Consider the following 16,667-nt stretch of genomic DNA (forward strand, 5'->3'; position numbering starts at 1 on the left):
CGTGAACCGGGCCGCCACCGTGACGATCGACGGCACCCCGCTGGCCGACCCCCGGCGGCTGCGGGGCGTACGGGTGGCCGCCCGCCTCGACCAGCCGACCCAGTGCGAGCTCACCCTCGCCACCGGGCCGGGCACCGCCGCCCTCGATCCCCCGGTACGCCCCGGCGCCGCCCTCGACCTGCGCCTCGACGGCCAGCCGGACGCCCTGTTCACCGGTGAGGTCACCGCCGTCGAGGTGGAGTACGCCGCCGACGGTGTCGCCCTGCTGTGGATCCGGGCGTACGACCCGCTGCACCGGCTGCGCAAACGGCAGGAGCTACGGGTCTTCGAGGCGGTGACCGTCGCGGAGCTGGCCGGGGCGCTCTGCGCCGACCTCGGGCTCACCGTCGACGCGGAGACCGACGGGCCACGGCTGGACCGGCTGCTCCAGCACCGGCACAGCGACCTGGAGCTGCTCCGCGAGGTCGCCGGCCGGGCCGGCCTGCACCTGGCCGTGGACGGCGACCGGCTGCGGCTGCTGACCCTCGACGGCTACGGCGAGCCGGTCCCGCTGGCCCTCGGCGACACCGTCCACGCGCTCCGCGTCGCGGAGAACCTGGACCGTGCCGGCGCGGAGTGCGCGGCCCTCGGCTGGCACCCGCAGCGCGCCGAGCCGCTGCGCCAGCAGGTCGACGCGGCCCGCTCCGGACGGCGCATCCCGCTGCGTCCCGAGCCGGGTGAGGTGGGCGCGGACGGGGTACGGACCGCCGTGGACCAGCCGGGGCGCAGCGACGACGAGCTGGCCGCGCTGGCCCAGGCCGGGCTGGACGCGCGGGTGGCGGCGCTGGTCACCGCGGAGGGGACGACCGAGGGCGACCCGGCACTGCGCCCCGGTCGACGGATCGCCCTGGCCGGCGTGCCCGCGCCCGTCGCCGGGGTGTACGTGCTCACCGAGGTGGTGCACACGGTCGACGCGAACGGCCACCTGACCCGGTTCTCCACCGTCCCGCCGGAGCCGCCGCCGGTCGCCGCGCCCGCCCCGGCCACGGTCACCCTCGGCACGGTCACCGACGTGGACGACCCCGATCGGCTCGGCCGGGCCCGGGTGACGCTGCCCGCGTACGGGGATCTGGACGCCGGCTGGCTCGCCGTGGTCTGCCCGGGCGCCGGCCGGGGCAAGGGCATCGTGGCGCTGCCCGACCCGGAGGACACCGTGCTGGTGGCGCTGCCCGGCGGCGAACCGACCGCGGGTGTCGTGCTCGGTTCGCTCTTCGGGGCGGTCGAGCCGTACGACGCGGGGATCGTGGCCGGGCGGTCCCGGCGCTGGTCGATGCGGACCGGCACCGGCCAGTCGATCGTCATCGACGACGACGGACGCACCCTGCGCCTGGCCACCGACGCCGGCAGCTTCGTGGAGCTGCGACCCGAGCTGACCACCGTGCACGCGGCCGGCGACCTGGTGCTCTCCGCGCCGGGCCGGGCCATGGTGGTCCGCGCCCGGACCGTCGACTTCCTGCACGCCGACGCGGCCGAGGACGCGGACACCGCCGCCACGCAGGCCCACACCCTCGCCCGCGCCCACGGAGGTGGCTGATGCGCTGGATCCACCGCGACTCGCTGATCACCTGCGACCACGACGGCCGGGTCGCCAACCGCGCCTCCCAGCAGTGGCTCACCGTCGACGGCGTCCCGGTGCTGGTGGCGACCGACCCGGAGGGGCGGGACATCACCGCCTGCCCGAACTACGGCCCCACGATCAAGCCCTGCGCCAAGACCCTCCAGGTGACCGTCGGCTACAGCACCTGGCTGCGCGTCGACGGCCACCGGATCGTGCTGTCCCACCTGGACGGCCTGACCGACGGCACGCCGCCCGGGCTGGTCCATCACACCGTCCGCGACCCGCGGCAGAGCTTCCTGAAGGCGGACGCATGAGGGCCTTCCGCTTCGTCGGCGCCGGCTTCGACGCGGGTCGCACCGGCGGCCTCGCGCTGACCGCCGCCGGCGGGCTCGCCATGACCGAGGGCGACGAGACGGTACGCCAGGCGCTGTACCTGCTGCTGTCGACCACGCCGGGCGAACGGCTGATGCGCCCCGGGTACGGCTCCCGGCTGCACCGGCTGGTCTTCGCGCCCAACGACGACACCACCGCCGGCCTGGCCATCCACTACGTGCGGCAGGCAATCCGGCGCTGGGAGCCGCGGGTCGAGGTGATCGACGTGGACGCCGGCCCCGACCCGGACGCCCCGTGGCGGCTGGTGATCCGGCTGGACTACCGGGTCCGGGCCAGCCTCTCCCCCGGCCAACTCGTCTTCTCCGTCGACCTGCTGCCCGCCGACGACGGCGAGGAGGGAACGCCATGACGCTGCCCGTGCCGCACCTCGACGACCGCGCCTTCCTCGACCTGGTCACCGAGGCGCGGGAACGGATCCGCCGGTCCTGCCCGGACTGGACGGACCTCTCCGCACACGACCCGGGCATGGCGCTGCTGGAGGCGTTCGCGTACCTCACCGAGGTGATGATCTACCGGCTGAACCAGTTGCCGGAGAAGGCGTACGTCGCGTTCCTCAACCTGCTCGGCGTGACCCGGCACCCGCCCACCGCCGCCTGGGCGGACGTCCGGTTCAGCCGGACCGGCCCGGACCGGGGCGCGGTCCGCGTCCCGGCCGGCACCCGGGTCGCCGCCGCCCGCGGCGCCGACCCCCGACCGGTCGTCTTCGTCACCACCGAGCCGGCCCTGCTCCCCGAGGGGGAGACCGAGGTGACCGTACGCATGCACCACTGCGAGCCGGTCGAGGCGGAACTGCTCGGCGTCGGCACCGGCCAGGCCGGGCAGGTGTTCCGGGCAGCCCGGGCACCGCTGACCCGGACCGCCGAGGCGCTCGACCTGCTGCTCGGGGTGGAGGTGCCGACCGGCTCGGTGGAGCTGGGCGCGGCCGCCCGGGAGCACGAGGGACGCACGTACGAGATCTGGCGGCCGGTGGACAGCTTCGCCGGCGCCGGCCCACAGGCCAAGGTCTACCTGGTCGACCGCGCCTCTGGGGTGGTCACCTTCGCCCCCGCGTTGGACCTGCGCCCGCCGGCCGGGCCGGAGACCGGGCCGGGCGTCGAGGGGGCGCCCGGCCCGGCGCCCGGCGGCGGCCCGGCCGGCGGCGACCCCGGCGCGGCGGGACGGGCCCCGCGCGGCCTGGTGGCCGTGGCGGCGGTGCCGCCGGCGGGGCGGCAGATCCGGCTCTGGTACCGGTGCGGCGGCGGGCCGGCCGGGAACGTCGCCGCGGGGACGCTGACCAGCCTGCGCGACCCGCTGCCGGGGCTGCGGGTGGACAACCCCGAGCCGGCCGGCGGGGGCCGGGACCTGGAGTCGCTGGAGTCGGCGCTGACCCGCGGGCCGTACGAGTTCTTCGCCCAGCAGCGCGCGGTCACCGCCCGCGACTACGAGATCCTCGCCGCCGGCTCCGGGGCGGTGGCCCGGGCCCGCGCGTTCACCCGGGCGGCCGTCTACAGCTTCGCCCGCCCCGGCGAGGTCGAGGTGGTGCTGGTGCCGTACGTGCCGGAGCAGGCCCGCCCCGGCGGCCGGCTGCCGGTGGACGTGCTGCGCGAGCACGAGGTGGAGGAGGCCCGCCGCCGGGTGGAGGCCGACCTGGACCGGCGGCGGGCCCTGGGGACCGCGGTCCGGGCCGGCTGGGCCCGCTACAAGGCGGTGTCGATCCGGGCCCGGGTGGTGGTTCGCCGAGAGGAGGACGTCGACGCGGTGCGCCGCCGCATCCACGACCGGCTGCACCAGACGCTCAGCCCGCTGCCCACCCCGCTCAACCCGACCGGCTGGGTGTTCGGTGAGCCGCTGCGGGCGTCCAACGTGTACCGGATGTTGGAGCACGCCGAGCCGGGCGTGCGGTACGTCGAGTCGGTCCGGTTCGTGGTCGACGAGGCGCCCGACGCGCAGGTGCGGACCGTCGCCGTCGACCAGTACCAGCCCGGCACCTGGTACGCGGGCCGCGGCCCGGTGCTGTTCCGCTCCACCAACGCCGGCGCCGGCTGGGAGCCGGCCGGCCGCTTCGACGCCGAGACCGTGGTCCGGGTGGTCCCCGCCCCCGCCCCGGTACGCCCCGGCATCGTGCCCCGGGCCGGCTCGGTCGCCGTGGTCACCGCCCGCGACTCCGGCGGTTCCCGGGTCCGCCTGAGCACCGACCTCGGCGAGACCTGGACCCTGCTGACCGACCTGGACTCCCGGGTGCAGGACCTGGCCTGGATCGACCGGGACGGCGCGGGTGCGCTGCTGCTCGCCACCGACACCGGCCTGTACGAGGTCTCCCTGCTGCCCGGGGCGGTGCCGCTGCAGATCCTGGTCGACCCCGCCGACGCCGACCGCGGCTTCTACGCGGTCCGCGCGTTCGTCTCCGAACGGGGCGTCCCGGGGGTGGCGGCGGCCGCCCAGGCCGGCTTCGGCGTCTACCTGTCCACCGCGGCCGGCCGCCCCGGCAGCTTCGCCCACGTGGGCCTGGCCAACGTGGACAACCGGGTCCTCGCGGTGCAGTACGACGGCCCGGCGACCCTGCTGTGGTGTGGGGCCGGCGAGCCGGACCCGAGGAAGCCCGGCCAGGGCTGCCATCGCACCCGGCTGTTCGAGTCGGACGTCAAGTGGCAGGCCGTGCAGGCCGGCTGGATCGGCGGCACCTGCCGGGACCTGGCGTTCAGCGGCACCCTGGCGGTCGCCGCCACGCAGAGCGGCGGGGTGGTCCGGCTGGACACCCTCGCCGCCCAGCCGCAGTGGCAGCCGGTCATGGTCAACTGCGGGCTGCCGCTGCGGGACCGGACCCGGTTCGTCCCGGTCGACGCGATCGCCGCCACTGTGCCGTCCGCCGGCGCTGATGGCGCCGCCCGGCTGATCCTCGCCGGCGGGGAGCGCGGGGTGTACCGCAGCGGTGACGCGGCCGACTGGACGGCCAGCGCCAACCAGGCCACCGCCGACGTGGTCACCGTGCCCGGAACCTGGCTGCTCTGCTCCGGCGAGCACGACATCGAGGTGGTGCGGCAGGATGCGCCGAGCGGCGATTGAGCGGCTGCTGCCCGCCGCGTACCAGCGGGCCGCCGGGCCGGGCAGCGTGCTGGGCGCGCTGCTGGACGTGATGGAGGCGTTGCACGCCCCGGACGAGGCGGTGCTCGCCGACGTCGACGCGCTCTTCGCGCCGTACCGGGCCGGGGACGGCTTCGTCGCGTACCTGACCCGGTGGGTGGCGATGGACCACGTCGTCGCCGCGCCCCGGGCCGACGCGCCACTGCCGCTGCCGGTGGGCCGGCTGCGGGACCTGGTCGCGCACGGCGCGCTGCTGGCCCGCTGGCGGGGCACCCCGTACGGGATGCGCACCGCCCTGGAACTGGCCACCGGGGTGAGCGGCTTCCTGCTCGAGGAGCCGGCGGACCGGCCGTTCCACGTGGTGGTCCGGGTGCCGCCGGCCGCCGCCGACCAGCTCGCCGTGATCACCCGCATCGTCGAGGCGGAGAAACCGGCCGCGGTCACCGCCGAGATCGTCACCGCCGTCCCGTCCCCGCCGTCCGTGCCGTCCCCAGAGGAGCCGTCATGACCACCGAATGGGCGGTCGTCGCCGCCGCCGAGCAGTTCACCCTGGACGCCCGCAACAGCGGCGAGCTCACCTTCACCGTCTCGAACCCGGGCACGGCACCGGACACCGTGGTCTTCGACGTGGCGCCCGGCGAGGGCAGCCAGCGCGCCTGGTTCACCGTCGCCGAGCCGCAGCGGGTGGTGCCCGGGCAGGGCTCGGTCTCCTTCCTGGTCCGGCTCACCGTGCCGCCCGGCACCCCGCCCCGGCGCTACGACATGACCGGCTTCGCGTACTCGGCGAACACCGCACCCGAGGAGAGTTCCCGCGCCAGCGGTCGGGTGACCTACGACGTGCGGGCCGCCGTGCCGCCGAAGCGCCCGCTGTGGCCGTGGCTCGCGGCCGCGGCGGCGCTGGTGCTGGTGGTGGCCGGGGTGGTCGGCTGGCTGGTGACCCGCGGCGGTGACCCGCCGCCTCCGCCGCCCCGGGCACAGGAGGTGACCCTGGAGGCGGAGAGCCTGGTGCCGGGCGCGGTGGTCCAGTCGGCCGGCCCGGCGGCGGCGACCGTGGTCGAGCAGCAGAACTGCTGCCTCGTCACCTGGTCGGGCGACGCCCAGCTGTTCTTCCAGGGGCGGACGGTCGGCGACCGGGTGACGGTCACGGTGGACCTGCCGGTCGACGGGACCTGGCGCGTCTCCACCGTGCGCACCACGTCGTTCGACTACGCCAACACCATCTTCCTGGTGGACGGCCGGCAGGTCGGCGACACCTTCTTCGGCTTCAGCCCGACCGTGGTGAAGACCGACTGGATCGACGTCGGCACCCTCACCCTGAGCAAGGGCGCCCACCAGGTCACCCTGGTGGCGGTGAGCAAGACGCAGGGCACCGACCGGTACTTCGCCGGCGTCGACCAGCTCCGGTTCACCCAGCTCATCCAGCCGTGAGCGAGCGAATCATCTGGCACCGCGCGGTGCCGCCATGAGCGAGCGAATCGTCAGGCACAGCGCGGTGCTGCCTCATGGCCGATCGGAGCGAAGGGGAGGCCGGCAATGAGCGGGCGGCAGAAGGTGCTGCTGGCGGCGCTCGCCGGGCTGCTGGTGGCGGTCTACCTGCTGGCGGTCGGCGGGGGCCGGCACGACCGGGGGGACCCGGCCGCCCGGCCGGGCTGGCTGAGCGGGCTCGGCGGCGGCACCGCCACGGTCGACCCGGCCACGGTCACCGTCGCGTGCGCGCCGCCCGCCACGCCGCCGACCGCCTCGGCCGAGGGCACCGTGGTCACCTTCCGCACGGCCTGCCTGCTGCGGGTCGCCGACCCGGGCGGCCTGCGCACCCTGGTGCTACGCAGCCCGGCGTCGTTCGCGGTGTCGGCGCCCGCGCCGGGGGACGCCGAGGTCACCGTCCGCGACGAGGTGAGCCCGGGTGACGACGGTACGGCGGTGGCGAAGGTGGCCGTCGACCGGGCCACCGAGGTCGCCCTGAGCTGCCCGGGAGGTGGCGGATGCACGGTCACCGTCGCCCGGTCCTGATCGGACGGACACCCGGCCGCCGGTTCGGTCCCGCGGCCCGGAGGGAGGCACGTCATGGGTGAGCTGCGCAAACCGTTCCTGCTGCTGGCGCTGCTCGCGGTGGCGCTGGTGGTGGGGCTGGAGCTGGGGGCGGCGCTGCTCACCGGCGGCGGGGACGCGGGCGGCGCGCTGCGGGACAGCGCCGGGCAGTTGGGCGTGGAACTCGGCGACGTCGGGACGGTCACCGAGCCCGCCGGCCGGGGCACCGGCTACCTGGCGCTGATCGACGTGGTGGCGCTCTGGACCACCGGGCTGTTCAGCCTGAGCCTGGTGGTGCCGGACCGGATCCAGGGCCGGCTGCAGGGGGTGGCCACCCTGATCTTCGGGATCGGCCTGCTGATCGTCTCGGTGGTCCTGCTGATCGTGGCCTTCGTCGAGCTGACCGTGCTGGTCTCGCTGTTCCTGGCGGCGCCGTTCGGCACGCTGGCGTACCTGGCGGTGTGGGGGTTCTTCCCGGTCGGCGACGCGGCCGTGCTGCTCGGCCTGGTGCTGCTGCTCAAACTGGTCTGGGCCGGCCTGCTGCTGCTCGCCCAACCGCGCTTCCTGCAGAACAAGGGCCTGGTGCTGCTGGCACTGACCACGTTGGTCTGCACGGTCGTGCTGGAGTTCCTGCACGGGCTGGTGCCGGTGATCCTGGTCAGCATCACCGACGACGTCGGCGCGCTGGTCTTCGCCGTGGTGGCGGCGGTCTGGGCGCTGGTCCTGCTGGTCGGCTCCATCCCCGCCATCGTCAAGGCGGTGCGGACCACCGCCACCACCTCCCGACCCACCGTCCCGTCCCGATGACGCGGGGTTGGGGAGAGGGTGTCGTCCGCCGATCAGGCAAGGGCTTTCCCGACCATCCTGCGGTAACCTCTCGACCGGGTAGGAAAAGGGGTGGTATGGCGACGCTGGCCGACGTCGCCCGCCGGGCGGGCGTCTCCCCCGCGACCGCGTCGCGGGTGATCAACCGCAGCAGCAAGCCGGTCGCGGACGATCTGCGCGAGCGGGTGCTCAGGGCCGTCGCCGAGCTGCGGTACGTCCCGAACGCGCACGCCCAACTGCTGGCCCGGCCGCAGCGCAGCGTGGTCGGCGTGGTGGTGCACGACGTCTCCGACCCGTACTTCGCCGAGGTGACCCGGGGGCTGCAACGGGTCGCCACCGAGCAGGGCCGGCTGGTCATCATCTGCAACAGCTACCGTGACCCGGAGCGCGAGCTGGAGTACGTCGACCTGCTCCGCGCCCAGCAGGTGGCCGCGATCGTGCTGGCCGGGTCCGGCTACCACGACGAGGGCGTCAACGCGCTGCTCGACGAGCGGCTCACCGCGTACGTGGCCACGGGCGGGCGAGTGGCGCTGGTCGGCCGGCACCGGCACCGGGGGGATGCCGTGCTGCCGGCCAACGAGGAGGGTGCCCGCCTGGTCGGGGCGGAACTGCGCCGGCTCGGCCACCGGGTGGTCGGTGTGATCGCCGGCCCGGACCAGCTGACCACCACCACCGACCGGCTCGCCGGCCTGGCCGCCGGCCTCGACGAGGCGCTCCCCACCGAGCGGATCCGGTACGCCGACTTCACCCGCGACACCGGGGCCCGGGCCACGGCGGAGCTGCTGGACGCCGTACCGGGGCTGACCGCGGTCGTGGCGCTGAACGACTCGATGGCGGTCGGCGCCCTGTCCGTGCTCCGGGATCGCGACGTACGCGTGCCGGACGAGGTCTCCGTGGTCGGTTTCGACGACATGCCGATCGCCGCCGACGTGACACCCACCCTGACCACGGTTCGGCTGCCGCTGGCCGAGCTGGGCGCCCGGGCGATGACCCTGGCCTTGGACCCGGATGCCGACGGGGACCGGATCGAGACCCTCCCCGCCGAGCTGGTCCGCCGCGACAGCCTCGGCCCCGCCCCGACCTGACCGGCGGACAGCCTTGTTGACCAAGGAGTTTGCGTCAGGCAGGGCCGGGATCTCGACGCAAACTTCTTGATCAACCGGCGTGGGTGTCCGGCGAAGACTGCTGCCGGGCGCGGCGGGCGGCCCGGCGGGACCGGACCACCCGGACCAGCACCAGCAGCACCACTACGGCCAGCACCACCTCGCCGCCCCAGCCGAGCCGCCGCTCCAGCAGCCGGTACGACGCCCCGGCCAGGTAGCCGAGCACGGCCACGGTCACCGCCCAGAGGGCCCCGCCGGCGATGTTCGCCACGGTGAACGTCCGGTGCGGCATGTGGCTCGTCCCGGCCAGCCCCGGCACCAGCGCGCGCAGCGCGGCCGCCCACCGGCCCAGCACCACCGCCAGGGCGCCCCGGCGGCGTAACAGGTCCAGCGCCCGTTGCAGCTCGTCGGAGCGGACGAACCGGCGGGGCGCCCGGTCCAGCAGCCGCCGGCCGTAGCGGCGGCCGACCAGGTAGCCGACCTGATCGCCGAGGGCCGCCCCGGCGATCGCGGCCACAATCACCACCCAGAGCGGCAGCCGCCCCTCGTGGGCGAGCACCCCACCGACCAGGACCGCGATCTCCCCCGGCACGAGCAGTCCGAGGAAGGTCGACGCCTCCAGCGCCGGCAGCAGGAAGACCAGCGCCAGAACCAGGGCAGGCGGCAGCGCCACCAGCAGGTTCAGCAGCCGGTCCATCCGCCGATTGTCGCCGCCACCCCCGCCGTACGCACAGTCAACCGGCATTCCGGCGGCGGGTGCGGGACGTCGGGTGGCCGACGGCGCGACCCCGGTGGCAGCGAAGATCAGTTATAAGTGGACCATGGAGTTCCCCGCGTACCTGGCCACCATGCCGATGCACGCGATCACCGAGATCCACGGCGAGCCGGGCCTGCTGGCGCGGTTCCGGCTGGAGATCCGCGCGTTCGACGACGCCGCGCAGGCGCGGCTGACCGAGGCCCTCGACCTCGCCGCCGAGCTGCACCGCGACGACCGGCGGGTCCGCGAGCCGTACCTCAACCACCTGCTGCGGGTGGCGATCCGGATGATGCACCACTACCAGGTCCGCGACGTGGACGTGATCGTCGCGGGCCTGCTGCACGACGCGGTCGAGGACCACCCGGCGGAGCTGGCCGGCCTGGACCCGCGACAACTTTCGCTCGGCGCGTCTGACACCGCGCAGCGACCTGGAGCCGTCGGGGGCGACGCGACGGCGGCGGCGCTGGCCACGCTCGCCGAACGGTTCGGCCCGCGGGTCTCCCGGCTGGTCGGCGCGGTCACCAACCCGGCGTACGACCCGGGGCGCGACCGGCACGTCCAGTACCGGGAACACGTCGCGGCCAGCCTGGACCGGGAACCCTGGGCCCGGGTGATCAAGGTGTCGGACTTCACCGACAACGGGGTGGGGGTGATCCACACGGTGGGTCCCAAGGTGGCCCGGTCGGCCGCCAAGTACCGACCCCTGGTGCCGGTGTTCCGGGACCTCATCGCCCGGCCGGACACGCCGCTGTCCGCGCCGGTCAAGCGGCACATCTTCGCCCAGCTCGACCTCGCCGAGGAGCGGTTCAGCGCCATCCTCGACCAACCCAACTGACGTCCGCCCGCCCCGCCGCTTTCCGCGCGCGCCGGTTCAAGATCCGCGCAGGTTCACGGAAAGTGTTCTCAACTCGCGCCTGGAGGCCCCTCTTTCCCTGAAACAGGGGCCTGCCGGCGCCGCCTGGCCGGCGCACGTCGGCGCGCCGTGGGGCGGCGTGCGGCGTGGGGGCGGCCGGTCAGTGGGTGTTCGGTGGCGGGGTGGGAGCCCGGTTGGCCAGGGCGGTGGTGATCCGGTGCCGCAGCGCGGGCAGCCGGTCCGGATGGTCGTGCAGCACCACGCGCAGCGGCGCGTGCCCACGGGCAGCGGTCACCCCGAGCACGTCGAGCAGAGTGCCGAGCTGCGTGGGCGGCTCCTCGGCCAGCAACTCCCCCGCGTCCCGGACGACCAGCGTCAGCGGACCGGTGTCGAGCCGATCAGCCAGCACGTCGGCGAGCGCGTCCCAGTTCCGTCCGAAGTAGTCGGGCAGGGGCAAGACCGTGGCCAGCGCGTCGAAGAGGCCGGCCCGGGTGCGGGCGGCCCCGCCGGCGAGGACGACCCCGGCACGCTCGACGTCCGACAGAGCGGTCTCGGCGTCCGGCCCGGCAGGCTCGACGTCCGGCCGAGCGTCGAACGTGAGCCAGGCCGGCGGGTGCGCCGCCGCTGACGCCATCCGTACCTCCTTCGCGGTCGTGTGGGCCGGGCCGACGGACGGCCCGACCCGCGACACCCTGATCAGAGCCGGTAGAAGTTCGCGTAGTGGTCGGGCGAGAACCAGGTCACGCCGGTGCTCTTGTTGACCACGATCCGGTACGCGTCCCGCGCGGCGCCGCAGGCGCGCGGGTAGACGTCGTATTCGTAGTAGGTGGCGTTGGCGGGGAGCTGGCCCTCACGGTTGTAGAACTGGCCACCGGCGAAGTTGCACTGGCCGCCGCTCCAGGAGTACCAGCCCCGGCTGGTCGGGAAGCCCTTGCCGGACCAGCCGGAGCGCGCGGTGCGGGCATCCGCGCAGCGAGTCATCGTGCAGGAGCTGTAGACGGCCGCCTGGGCGGGGTCGGCGAGGGTGGGCGACACCACCGACGGGCCGACGAGCGCGGTGGCGACCATGGCCGTGAGCAACGCGAACGCGCCGAAGATGCGACGTACGCGAGCAGCGGGGGAAGGCAGCGGGGTCGCGAGCGTGGTCAAGGGATCCTCCCTGTCCTGGGGCGACTGGACATCGATCGACTTCGTTTCCGATCGGGCCCCAGTCTGGCGGTGATCCGCTCCGGCGTACAGCCCCCGCACGGAAACCGTTTCCACCGTTCGGTTGAACGATTGATGATCGACCACGGGCCGGACGCTCGCGACGGGTGGCCCCGGCGCCGTCAGGCCAGGGCGCGGGGCGGGCGCCCGGTCCAGGCCCACAGTTCCAGAGACTGCCGGTCCACCAGGTTGATCCCGAGCCGGCGAGCAAGGTGGACGCCGTCCCCGTTGGTGAAGTACCCATTGGTCACGATCATGCAGAGTTCGCCGCCGTGGATCTCCCGGCAGGTGCCGGCAAACCGCTGGATGGCCGCACTTCCCACCCGATTGCTGGCGCTCTGCCGCTTGCACTGCACCACCACCCGCCGGCCGTCCGGGGCGACTGCCGTGACGTCCGCGCCCCGGTCGCCCGACCCGCCGCAGACGCGTACCTGGCGGAAACCCGAGCCGGCGAGGAGGCGGGCGAACCAGTGCTCGAACTCCGCGCCGCTCATCACGTCGGTCACCGCGATCAGCCGGTCCCGCTCCGCCTGCACCGCCCGTTGGCGGCGGCGCTCCCGCGCCAGCAGCGTCACCACCGCCGCGACCGCCATCAGGACGAGGGCGACCACGAACGCCGACCAGTACGGGTGCCGCCCGACGAAGTCGACAATCAGGACCACCAGCGCCACCGCCCCCAGGACGGCGAGCCCGACCCCCAGGTTGACGCCCGACGATTGGGGCCCTCGACGCCGACGAGCAGCCGACGCCAATCCGGCACGGCGGCGCTTCCGGTAGTGCGCCCGGACCCGGGCGCCGTCCCTTCTGCTGTGCGACCTGACGTAGGGCATGGACACCTCCGCGGCGGGATGACCAGTCTCCCGCCCGGGTCCGACACTCAACGGCACCGCCGTCGATACTGTCAGCTACCCGTCAGTGCGCCCTCTGACCGTCAGGGTTCGCGCATCCAGGTCTTCGGGTCGGTGACGAAGACGCCCTTGCCCTGCTGGCGCCGGATCACCCGCAACGCCTCCAACCGGGCGTAGGCCATCTGCACGGTCCCGTGGCTGACGTCGTATCGATCGCGTAGCTCGGCGATCGAGGGCAACTTATCGCCCGGCTTCAACTTCTTGGACCTGACGTCGGCGATCACATCATCGGCGATGCGCCAGTAGTCCGGCACTTCTCGCATGGCACTCCTCGCGTGGCGATCCGATTCGATCACACCGCGACGCGCCTAACAAGCAGCGTTGACTCATCTAACATGTCTAGATATGTTGTTGCCGAGCCGCTTCTCGCGTGGCAACGGGTTCGGCTCATCCCCCTGGTCGGGGCGGGTGCGCGTGCCCGTCCCGACCCACCGGACCGCTCCGCTGTCGTACCGCTGATCAAAGCTGCGGCGGCGGAGCCGGGCGGGCCGCCCGCGGTCGGCGTGCGGACGACCCGCCCTTCCAGACCCAGCGCACGGACCTCCGCGCTTCCGCCTGTTCCGGAAAGGATCGTCGTGGCCCAGGTGTATCGAGGTGGCCAGCTCTACGGAACCGGCCAGCCGGCCCGGTTGACCCCGCACGAGGTGCGGACCCGCACGTTCGGCCCGCGTCGCCGTGGCGCCGACCCCGATCAGGTACGCGAGTTCCAGGCCCAGCTCGCCGACGAGCTGACCGACCTGCACGGGCAGATCCGCCTGCTCAGCGAGGAGAACGACCGGCTCAAGCGGGCGCTGCGCGACTGGCAGACCATGCACGCCCGGGAGTGCCGGCCCAACGACGGCCACTGGTAGCGGTGCGACCCGAACCTGGCGACCTGCTGCGGATCGACGGGCGCGCCTCGGTGCAGTTCGCCGGGGAACGCGCCCTGACCTTCCGCATCGTGTCGGTCTGCGACCGCCCGGCGTACGTCGGCTGGGTCTGGCTGACCGGCTACGTCATCAACCGGCGCGGCAACGCGACCGCCAAGCGGGAGATCTACGTCCAGTTCGCCGGCCTCCGCCTCGCCAGCATCCCGACCACGAGCCGCTCCCGCGCCACCCGCCCCGCCGCTTCCCGGCACAACCAGGGTGGCGGCAGAACAGCTCGCGATGGCAGGGCGCAAAGGTCGTCACGCGCTGCTGTCCACCCAGGAGTCACGGAGGCGAGCGATGGAGATCGTCGGTAATCGAGCGATTGAGACGGCTGCGATCGAGTACGTCATCGCGAAAGAACGTGCAGCGGGACCGATGGCCCACGACGTGCGGGGAACCGGGCTGCCGGTGACGCGGTGAGTCCGCCTCCGATGATTGAGTGAAGGCGTACCCCCAGAAACTGCTCGGACGGGCAAAGAGCAGCGCTGCTACACCGTCCCCTGGCCAGTTCCCCGACAACGACGCGCTCGCCTAAATCAGTGCTGCACTGATATCAACTACAGGGCGTTTTGATATCATCGGCGCTGACTGGCTGCCGACAGGGAGGTCCGTACCGTGTCACGAACGATCCTGGACGTTGACGACGACCTACTCGCGGAAGCGGCGAAGATCCTCGGTACCACGACGAAGAAGGCGACGGTCAACGCCGCTCTTGAGGCGGTGGTCAACCGGGAGAAGCGGCGCGAGTTCGCCGACTGGCTCAAGACCGGCGGTCTTCCTGACCTCACCGGTGGAACGGGCTCGGCCAAGCCGGACGCAGCGTGAGCCGGGAGCTCTACCTCCTCGACAAGTCGGCGCTCGCCCGCTGGCCCAAGCCCGCCGTCGCTCCCGTGCTCGATGAGTTGTCAGACAGAGGGCTGCTGGCAGTGTGCGGCGCGGTCGAGATCGAGGTGATCCACAGCGCCCGTACGGCCAAGGAGGCGCAGCGCGCGCGTTGGCTGCTCGGCGGCTTCCGCTGGCTGGCCATGCCGGACGAGATCTGGGACCGGGCGATCGACGTCCAGGTCCAGGCGCTTCACAAGGGCAACCACCGCGCCCTGTCGATGGCGGACCTGCTGATCGCCGCCTCCGCCGAACGCCACGGCGCTACCGTGCTGCACTACGACGGCGACTTCGACATGATCACGGCGATCACGGGTCAACCAACGGCCTGGGTGGTTCCTCCCGGCTCGGCCGACTGATCGGCACCGTCCGCCCCAAGAACGCCCGAGAAGACGCACCCGAAGGTTGGCACTACCGTCTCTGCTGCAGGACGGCGGTCACCGCCTTTGCGTCGAAACGGGCCGGGTCGAAGTCGGTCGCATCATCGAGGTCCAGCCAGTCCAGCCGGTCCCCGTGCTCGGGATGGGTGGGGTCGGCGAGAATCTCCACCAGTTCGCCGTACCCCCACACGCCGCCGCAGTCCTCCGGCGGCGCGGCACGCCGCCCGGCGACACAGCGCGGGTACGTCACCGACGCAGCCCGGTCGAGGACCTTCTCCACGAGGATGTCGTGTTCCCAGTTGTCGCCGAAGTCGTACGTGTAGCGCAACTTGTCGCCAACGGCGGGGGCGACCTGTTCCAGGGTGGCCCCCGATGCGGCCCGGTGGCCGAGGTCGGCGTCGGGGCGGCCGAAGCTGCCGTACGGGGTCTCGAAGACGTGCAGGTGGCTGTCGGTCCAGGCGAAGGCGAGCTGGATCAGCACGTGCAGCTGGGCGAGACTGACGTCCGCGGGCACCTCGAGACGCCGCCAGATCGGCGGGCGGGCACCGCGCAGGCTCACCTTGATCTGGTAGATGGGTGCTGGACCATCGGACTTCTTCCGCTTCGCGGGCAGCCTGGCCAAGCGCCGCTGTGTGGGTACGGCACCGCCCCGGCCAGGCGGGCTCAGCAGGTCGAGCAGCGCGGAGATCGAGGCGACATCGAGTTCGCCGTCGTGCCCGTGACCTCGCCGGCGCTTGGGCACGGGGAGCGCCCGCATCCGGCTGCGGAGCAGCAGGGCCAGCGCGGCGTAGCCGGCCCGTCGTCCTCAACGAGTTCGTCCAGCCCCTCGGTGTCCGGGTCGTGGTCGGCGCGGACGTCCAGCGCCTCCTCCACGGCTGCGCGGAAGCCCGCCGGCCGGAGCTTCACCCTCCGTGACGTCGACGCCACCGGCGCGCAGGTCGGACAGGAGGGCCTCGCGGGCGCCTCCCCACTCGTCCCCGTCGATCAAGAGGATGTCGCGGGCGGCACCGCAGTCGAGTTCGTCCACGAGCACGACGACAACATGCGACCGGTCTGCCCGCTGAAACCGGCCGGCCAGTAGGAACGTCCCACCCGCTGCGTCGACAAAGCGGCGGCACTCCGACATCGTGACCGGGACGTCCAGTTCGGCGAGCCAGGGCGGCGCGCCGACGCCGGCACCGGCGAGCCGGCGCGCCGCCTCCGTCGCCGCACGGCTGACCTCGCCGTCGGAGACCGCGGCGATTCCCGCCAGCATCGCCCGCGCCTCCGGGGTGGCCTGCGTCTCGAACGTCGGCACGAACAGGTCCCGTACCGCCCGGTCGAAGCCGTCGCCCACGGCGGCCCCGACGGCCAGGAACATCGAGGCGGTGACCTCCACCTCCAACGGATCCTGCACTGCGTCGAGGTCGACCGCCTGCGGGATCAGGTCGCCGAGCTGCTCCGGCGTGGAATGCTCACCGGCACATTACGGGCAGTCGCACTCCTCTGGCGCGCCGACCACGGCGAGCGGCGCGCCGCTGCGAACCGATCGCTTCCCGTTGCGGCGCCGGTTGCGGCTCACTGGACTCACGCCGCACAGTCTGCCGTATTCCACCGATGCGACGGCAACCCAGACACACCGTCCGCGGACAACCACGCAGGCGTCCCGGCGGACGGTGTGGTGCGCCCGGGTCATAGAGCCATGATCATTTGGCGACAGGGAGCCTCCGTGCCAGCGTGCGGCCGACCGCCGCAGCAACTCGTCTGTTGGAGATACGGCGGTCG

22 protein-coding genes are annotated in these 16,667 nt (G+C 73.6%); 15 read left to right on the forward strand and 7 right to left on the reverse strand.

Annotation, left to right across the window (positions count from 1 at the left end; all coding sequences use genetic code 11):
* Position 1: 1 nt before the first annotated feature.
* From ABZ783_RS10170 to ABZ783_RS10210, 9 genes are all read left to right on the forward strand, one after another.
* Positions 2-1,573: a phage baseplate assembly protein V gene (locus ABZ783_RS10170; protein ID WP_357435918.1), complete on the forward strand. Its 1,572-nt coding sequence runs from the start codon at positions 2-4 to the stop codon at positions 1,571-1,573.
* Complete coding sequence (locus ABZ783_RS10175; RefSeq protein ID WP_357435919.1) at positions 1,573-1,911, forward strand: hypothetical protein; 339 nt, start codon at positions 1,573-1,575, stop codon at positions 1,909-1,911. The genes ABZ783_RS10170 and ABZ783_RS10175 overlap by 1 nt, the downstream gene beginning before the upstream one ends.
* Positions 1,908-2,339: a GPW/gp25 family protein gene (locus tag ABZ783_RS10180; protein WP_357435921.1), complete on the forward strand. Its 432-nt coding sequence runs from the start codon at positions 1,908-1,910 to the stop codon at positions 2,337-2,339. The genes ABZ783_RS10175 and ABZ783_RS10180 overlap by 4 nt, the downstream gene beginning before the upstream one ends.
* Positions 2,336-5,032 (forward strand): putative baseplate assembly protein, encoded by a 2,697-nt coding sequence (locus ABZ783_RS10185; RefSeq protein WP_357435923.1) that lies wholly within the window; start codon positions 2,336-2,338, stop codon positions 5,030-5,032. The genes ABZ783_RS10180 and ABZ783_RS10185 overlap by 4 nt, the downstream gene beginning before the upstream one ends.
* Positions 5,013-5,558 (forward strand): phage tail protein, encoded by a 546-nt coding sequence (locus ABZ783_RS10190; RefSeq protein ID WP_357435924.1) that lies wholly within the window; start codon positions 5,013-5,015, stop codon positions 5,556-5,558. The genes ABZ783_RS10185 and ABZ783_RS10190 overlap by 20 nt, the downstream gene beginning before the upstream one ends.
* Positions 5,555-6,478 carry a hypothetical protein gene (locus ABZ783_RS10195; protein ID WP_357435926.1) on the forward strand — a complete coding sequence of 308 codons (924 nt, stop codon included), beginning with the start codon at positions 5,555-5,557 and terminating at the stop codon, positions 6,476-6,478. The genes ABZ783_RS10190 and ABZ783_RS10195 overlap by 4 nt, the downstream gene beginning before the upstream one ends.
* Before the next feature lie 105 nt (positions 6,479-6,583).
* Entirely contained in the window at positions 6,584-7,060 is a 477-nt protein-coding gene (locus tag ABZ783_RS10200) for a hypothetical protein (protein ID WP_357435928.1), read from the forward strand.
* Between the two features lie 54 nt (positions 7,061-7,114).
* The gene (locus tag ABZ783_RS10205) at positions 7,115-7,885 is read left to right on the forward strand and encodes a hypothetical protein (protein WP_357435929.1); all 771 of its coding nucleotides are present in this window, start codon (positions 7,115-7,117) and stop codon (positions 7,883-7,885) included.
* Positions 7,886-7,980: 95 nt separating this feature from the next.
* Positions 7,981-8,988, forward strand: a complete 1,008-nt coding sequence (locus ABZ783_RS10210) for a LacI family DNA-binding transcriptional regulator (protein ID WP_357435931.1) — start codon at positions 7,981-7,983, stop codon at positions 8,986-8,988.
* 70 nt (positions 8,989-9,058) lie between these two features.
* Here the strand turns inward: ABZ783_RS10210 and ABZ783_RS10215 are convergent, their stop codons facing one another.
* Complete coding sequence (locus ABZ783_RS10215; RefSeq protein WP_357435933.1) at positions 9,059-9,703, reverse strand: DedA family protein; 645 nt, start codon at positions 9,701-9,703, stop codon at positions 9,059-9,061.
* Between the two features lie 124 nt (positions 9,704-9,827).
* On the opposite strand from ABZ783_RS10215, the gene ABZ783_RS10220 reads away from it, so the two are divergent.
* Complete coding sequence (locus ABZ783_RS10220) at positions 9,828-10,598, forward strand: HD domain-containing protein (RefSeq protein ID WP_357435983.1); 771 nt, start codon at positions 9,828-9,830, stop codon at positions 10,596-10,598.
* Positions 10,599-10,776: 178 nt separating this feature from the next.
* Here ABZ783_RS10220 and ABZ783_RS10225 read toward each other — a convergent pair whose 3' ends face one another.
* The 4 genes from ABZ783_RS10225 to ABZ783_RS10240 form a co-directional block, all read right to left on the reverse strand.
* Positions 10,777-11,250, reverse strand: coding sequence for a barstar family protein (locus tag ABZ783_RS10225; protein ID WP_357435935.1), 474 nt, complete (start codon positions 11,248-11,250; stop codon positions 10,777-10,779).
* Between the two features lie 62 nt (positions 11,251-11,312).
* Complete coding sequence (locus tag ABZ783_RS10230; protein ID WP_357435985.1) at positions 11,313-11,684, reverse strand: ribonuclease domain-containing protein; 372 nt, start codon at positions 11,682-11,684, stop codon at positions 11,313-11,315.
* A gap of 260 nt (positions 11,685-11,944) precedes the next feature.
* Positions 11,945-12,493: a restriction endonuclease gene (locus ABZ783_RS10235; protein WP_357435937.1), complete on the reverse strand. Its 549-nt coding sequence runs from the start codon at positions 12,491-12,493 to the stop codon at positions 11,945-11,947.
* Positions 12,494-12,753: 260 nt separating this feature from the next.
* Positions 12,754-12,993 (reverse strand): winged helix-turn-helix domain-containing protein, encoded by a 240-nt coding sequence (locus ABZ783_RS10240; protein ID WP_357435938.1) that lies wholly within the window; start codon positions 12,991-12,993, stop codon positions 12,754-12,756.
* A 312-nt stretch (positions 12,994-13,305) separates the two neighbouring features.
* Between ABZ783_RS10240 and ABZ783_RS10245 the strand changes: the two genes are divergently transcribed.
* The 5 genes from ABZ783_RS10245 to ABZ783_RS10265 all read left to right on the forward strand — a co-directional run bounded on the left by ABZ783_RS10245 (position 13,306) and on the right by ABZ783_RS10265 (position 14,882).
* On the forward strand, positions 13,306-13,581 hold the full coding sequence (locus ABZ783_RS10245; RefSeq protein ID WP_357435940.1) for a DivIVA domain-containing protein: 276 nt from the start codon (positions 13,306-13,308) through the stop codon (positions 13,579-13,581).
* A 2-nt stretch (positions 13,582-13,583) separates the two neighbouring features.
* Positions 13,584-13,955, forward strand: coding sequence for a hypothetical protein (locus ABZ783_RS10250; RefSeq protein WP_357435942.1), 372 nt, complete (start codon positions 13,584-13,586; stop codon positions 13,953-13,955).
* Positions 13,939-14,061 (forward strand): hypothetical protein, encoded by a 123-nt coding sequence (locus ABZ783_RS10255; protein ID WP_357435943.1) that lies wholly within the window; start codon positions 13,939-13,941, stop codon positions 14,059-14,061. Before ABZ783_RS10250 ends, ABZ783_RS10255 begins: the two co-directional genes overlap by 17 nt.
* Positions 14,062-14,256: 195 nt before the next feature.
* Positions 14,257-14,466 (forward strand): type II toxin-antitoxin system VapB family antitoxin, encoded by a 210-nt coding sequence (locus ABZ783_RS10260; protein WP_357435944.1) that lies wholly within the window; start codon positions 14,257-14,259, stop codon positions 14,464-14,466.
* Positions 14,463-14,882 carry a PIN domain nuclease gene (locus ABZ783_RS10265; protein ID WP_357435946.1) on the forward strand — a complete coding sequence of 140 codons (420 nt, stop codon included), beginning with the start codon at positions 14,463-14,465 and terminating at the stop codon, positions 14,880-14,882. The genes ABZ783_RS10260 and ABZ783_RS10265 overlap by 4 nt, the downstream gene beginning before the upstream one ends.
* A gap of 52 nt (positions 14,883-14,934) precedes the next feature.
* Here ABZ783_RS10265 and ABZ783_RS10270 read toward each other — a convergent pair whose 3' ends face one another.
* Complete coding sequence (locus ABZ783_RS10270) at positions 14,935-15,645, reverse strand: plasmid pRiA4b ORF-3 family protein (protein ID WP_357435947.1); 711 nt, start codon at positions 15,643-15,645, stop codon at positions 14,935-14,937.
* 63 nt (positions 15,646-15,708) lie between these two features.
* A complete protein-coding gene (locus tag ABZ783_RS10275) occupies positions 15,709-16,299 on the reverse strand; it encodes a hypothetical protein (RefSeq protein WP_357435948.1) in 591 nt (196 codons plus the stop codon).
* Positions 16,300-16,667: the final 368 nt, after the last annotated feature.

The sequence above is a fragment of the Micromonospora sp. NPDC047738 genome, assembly GCF_040642675.1.
GTDB lineage: Bacteria > Actinomycetota > Actinomycetes > Mycobacteriales > Micromonosporaceae > Micromonospora.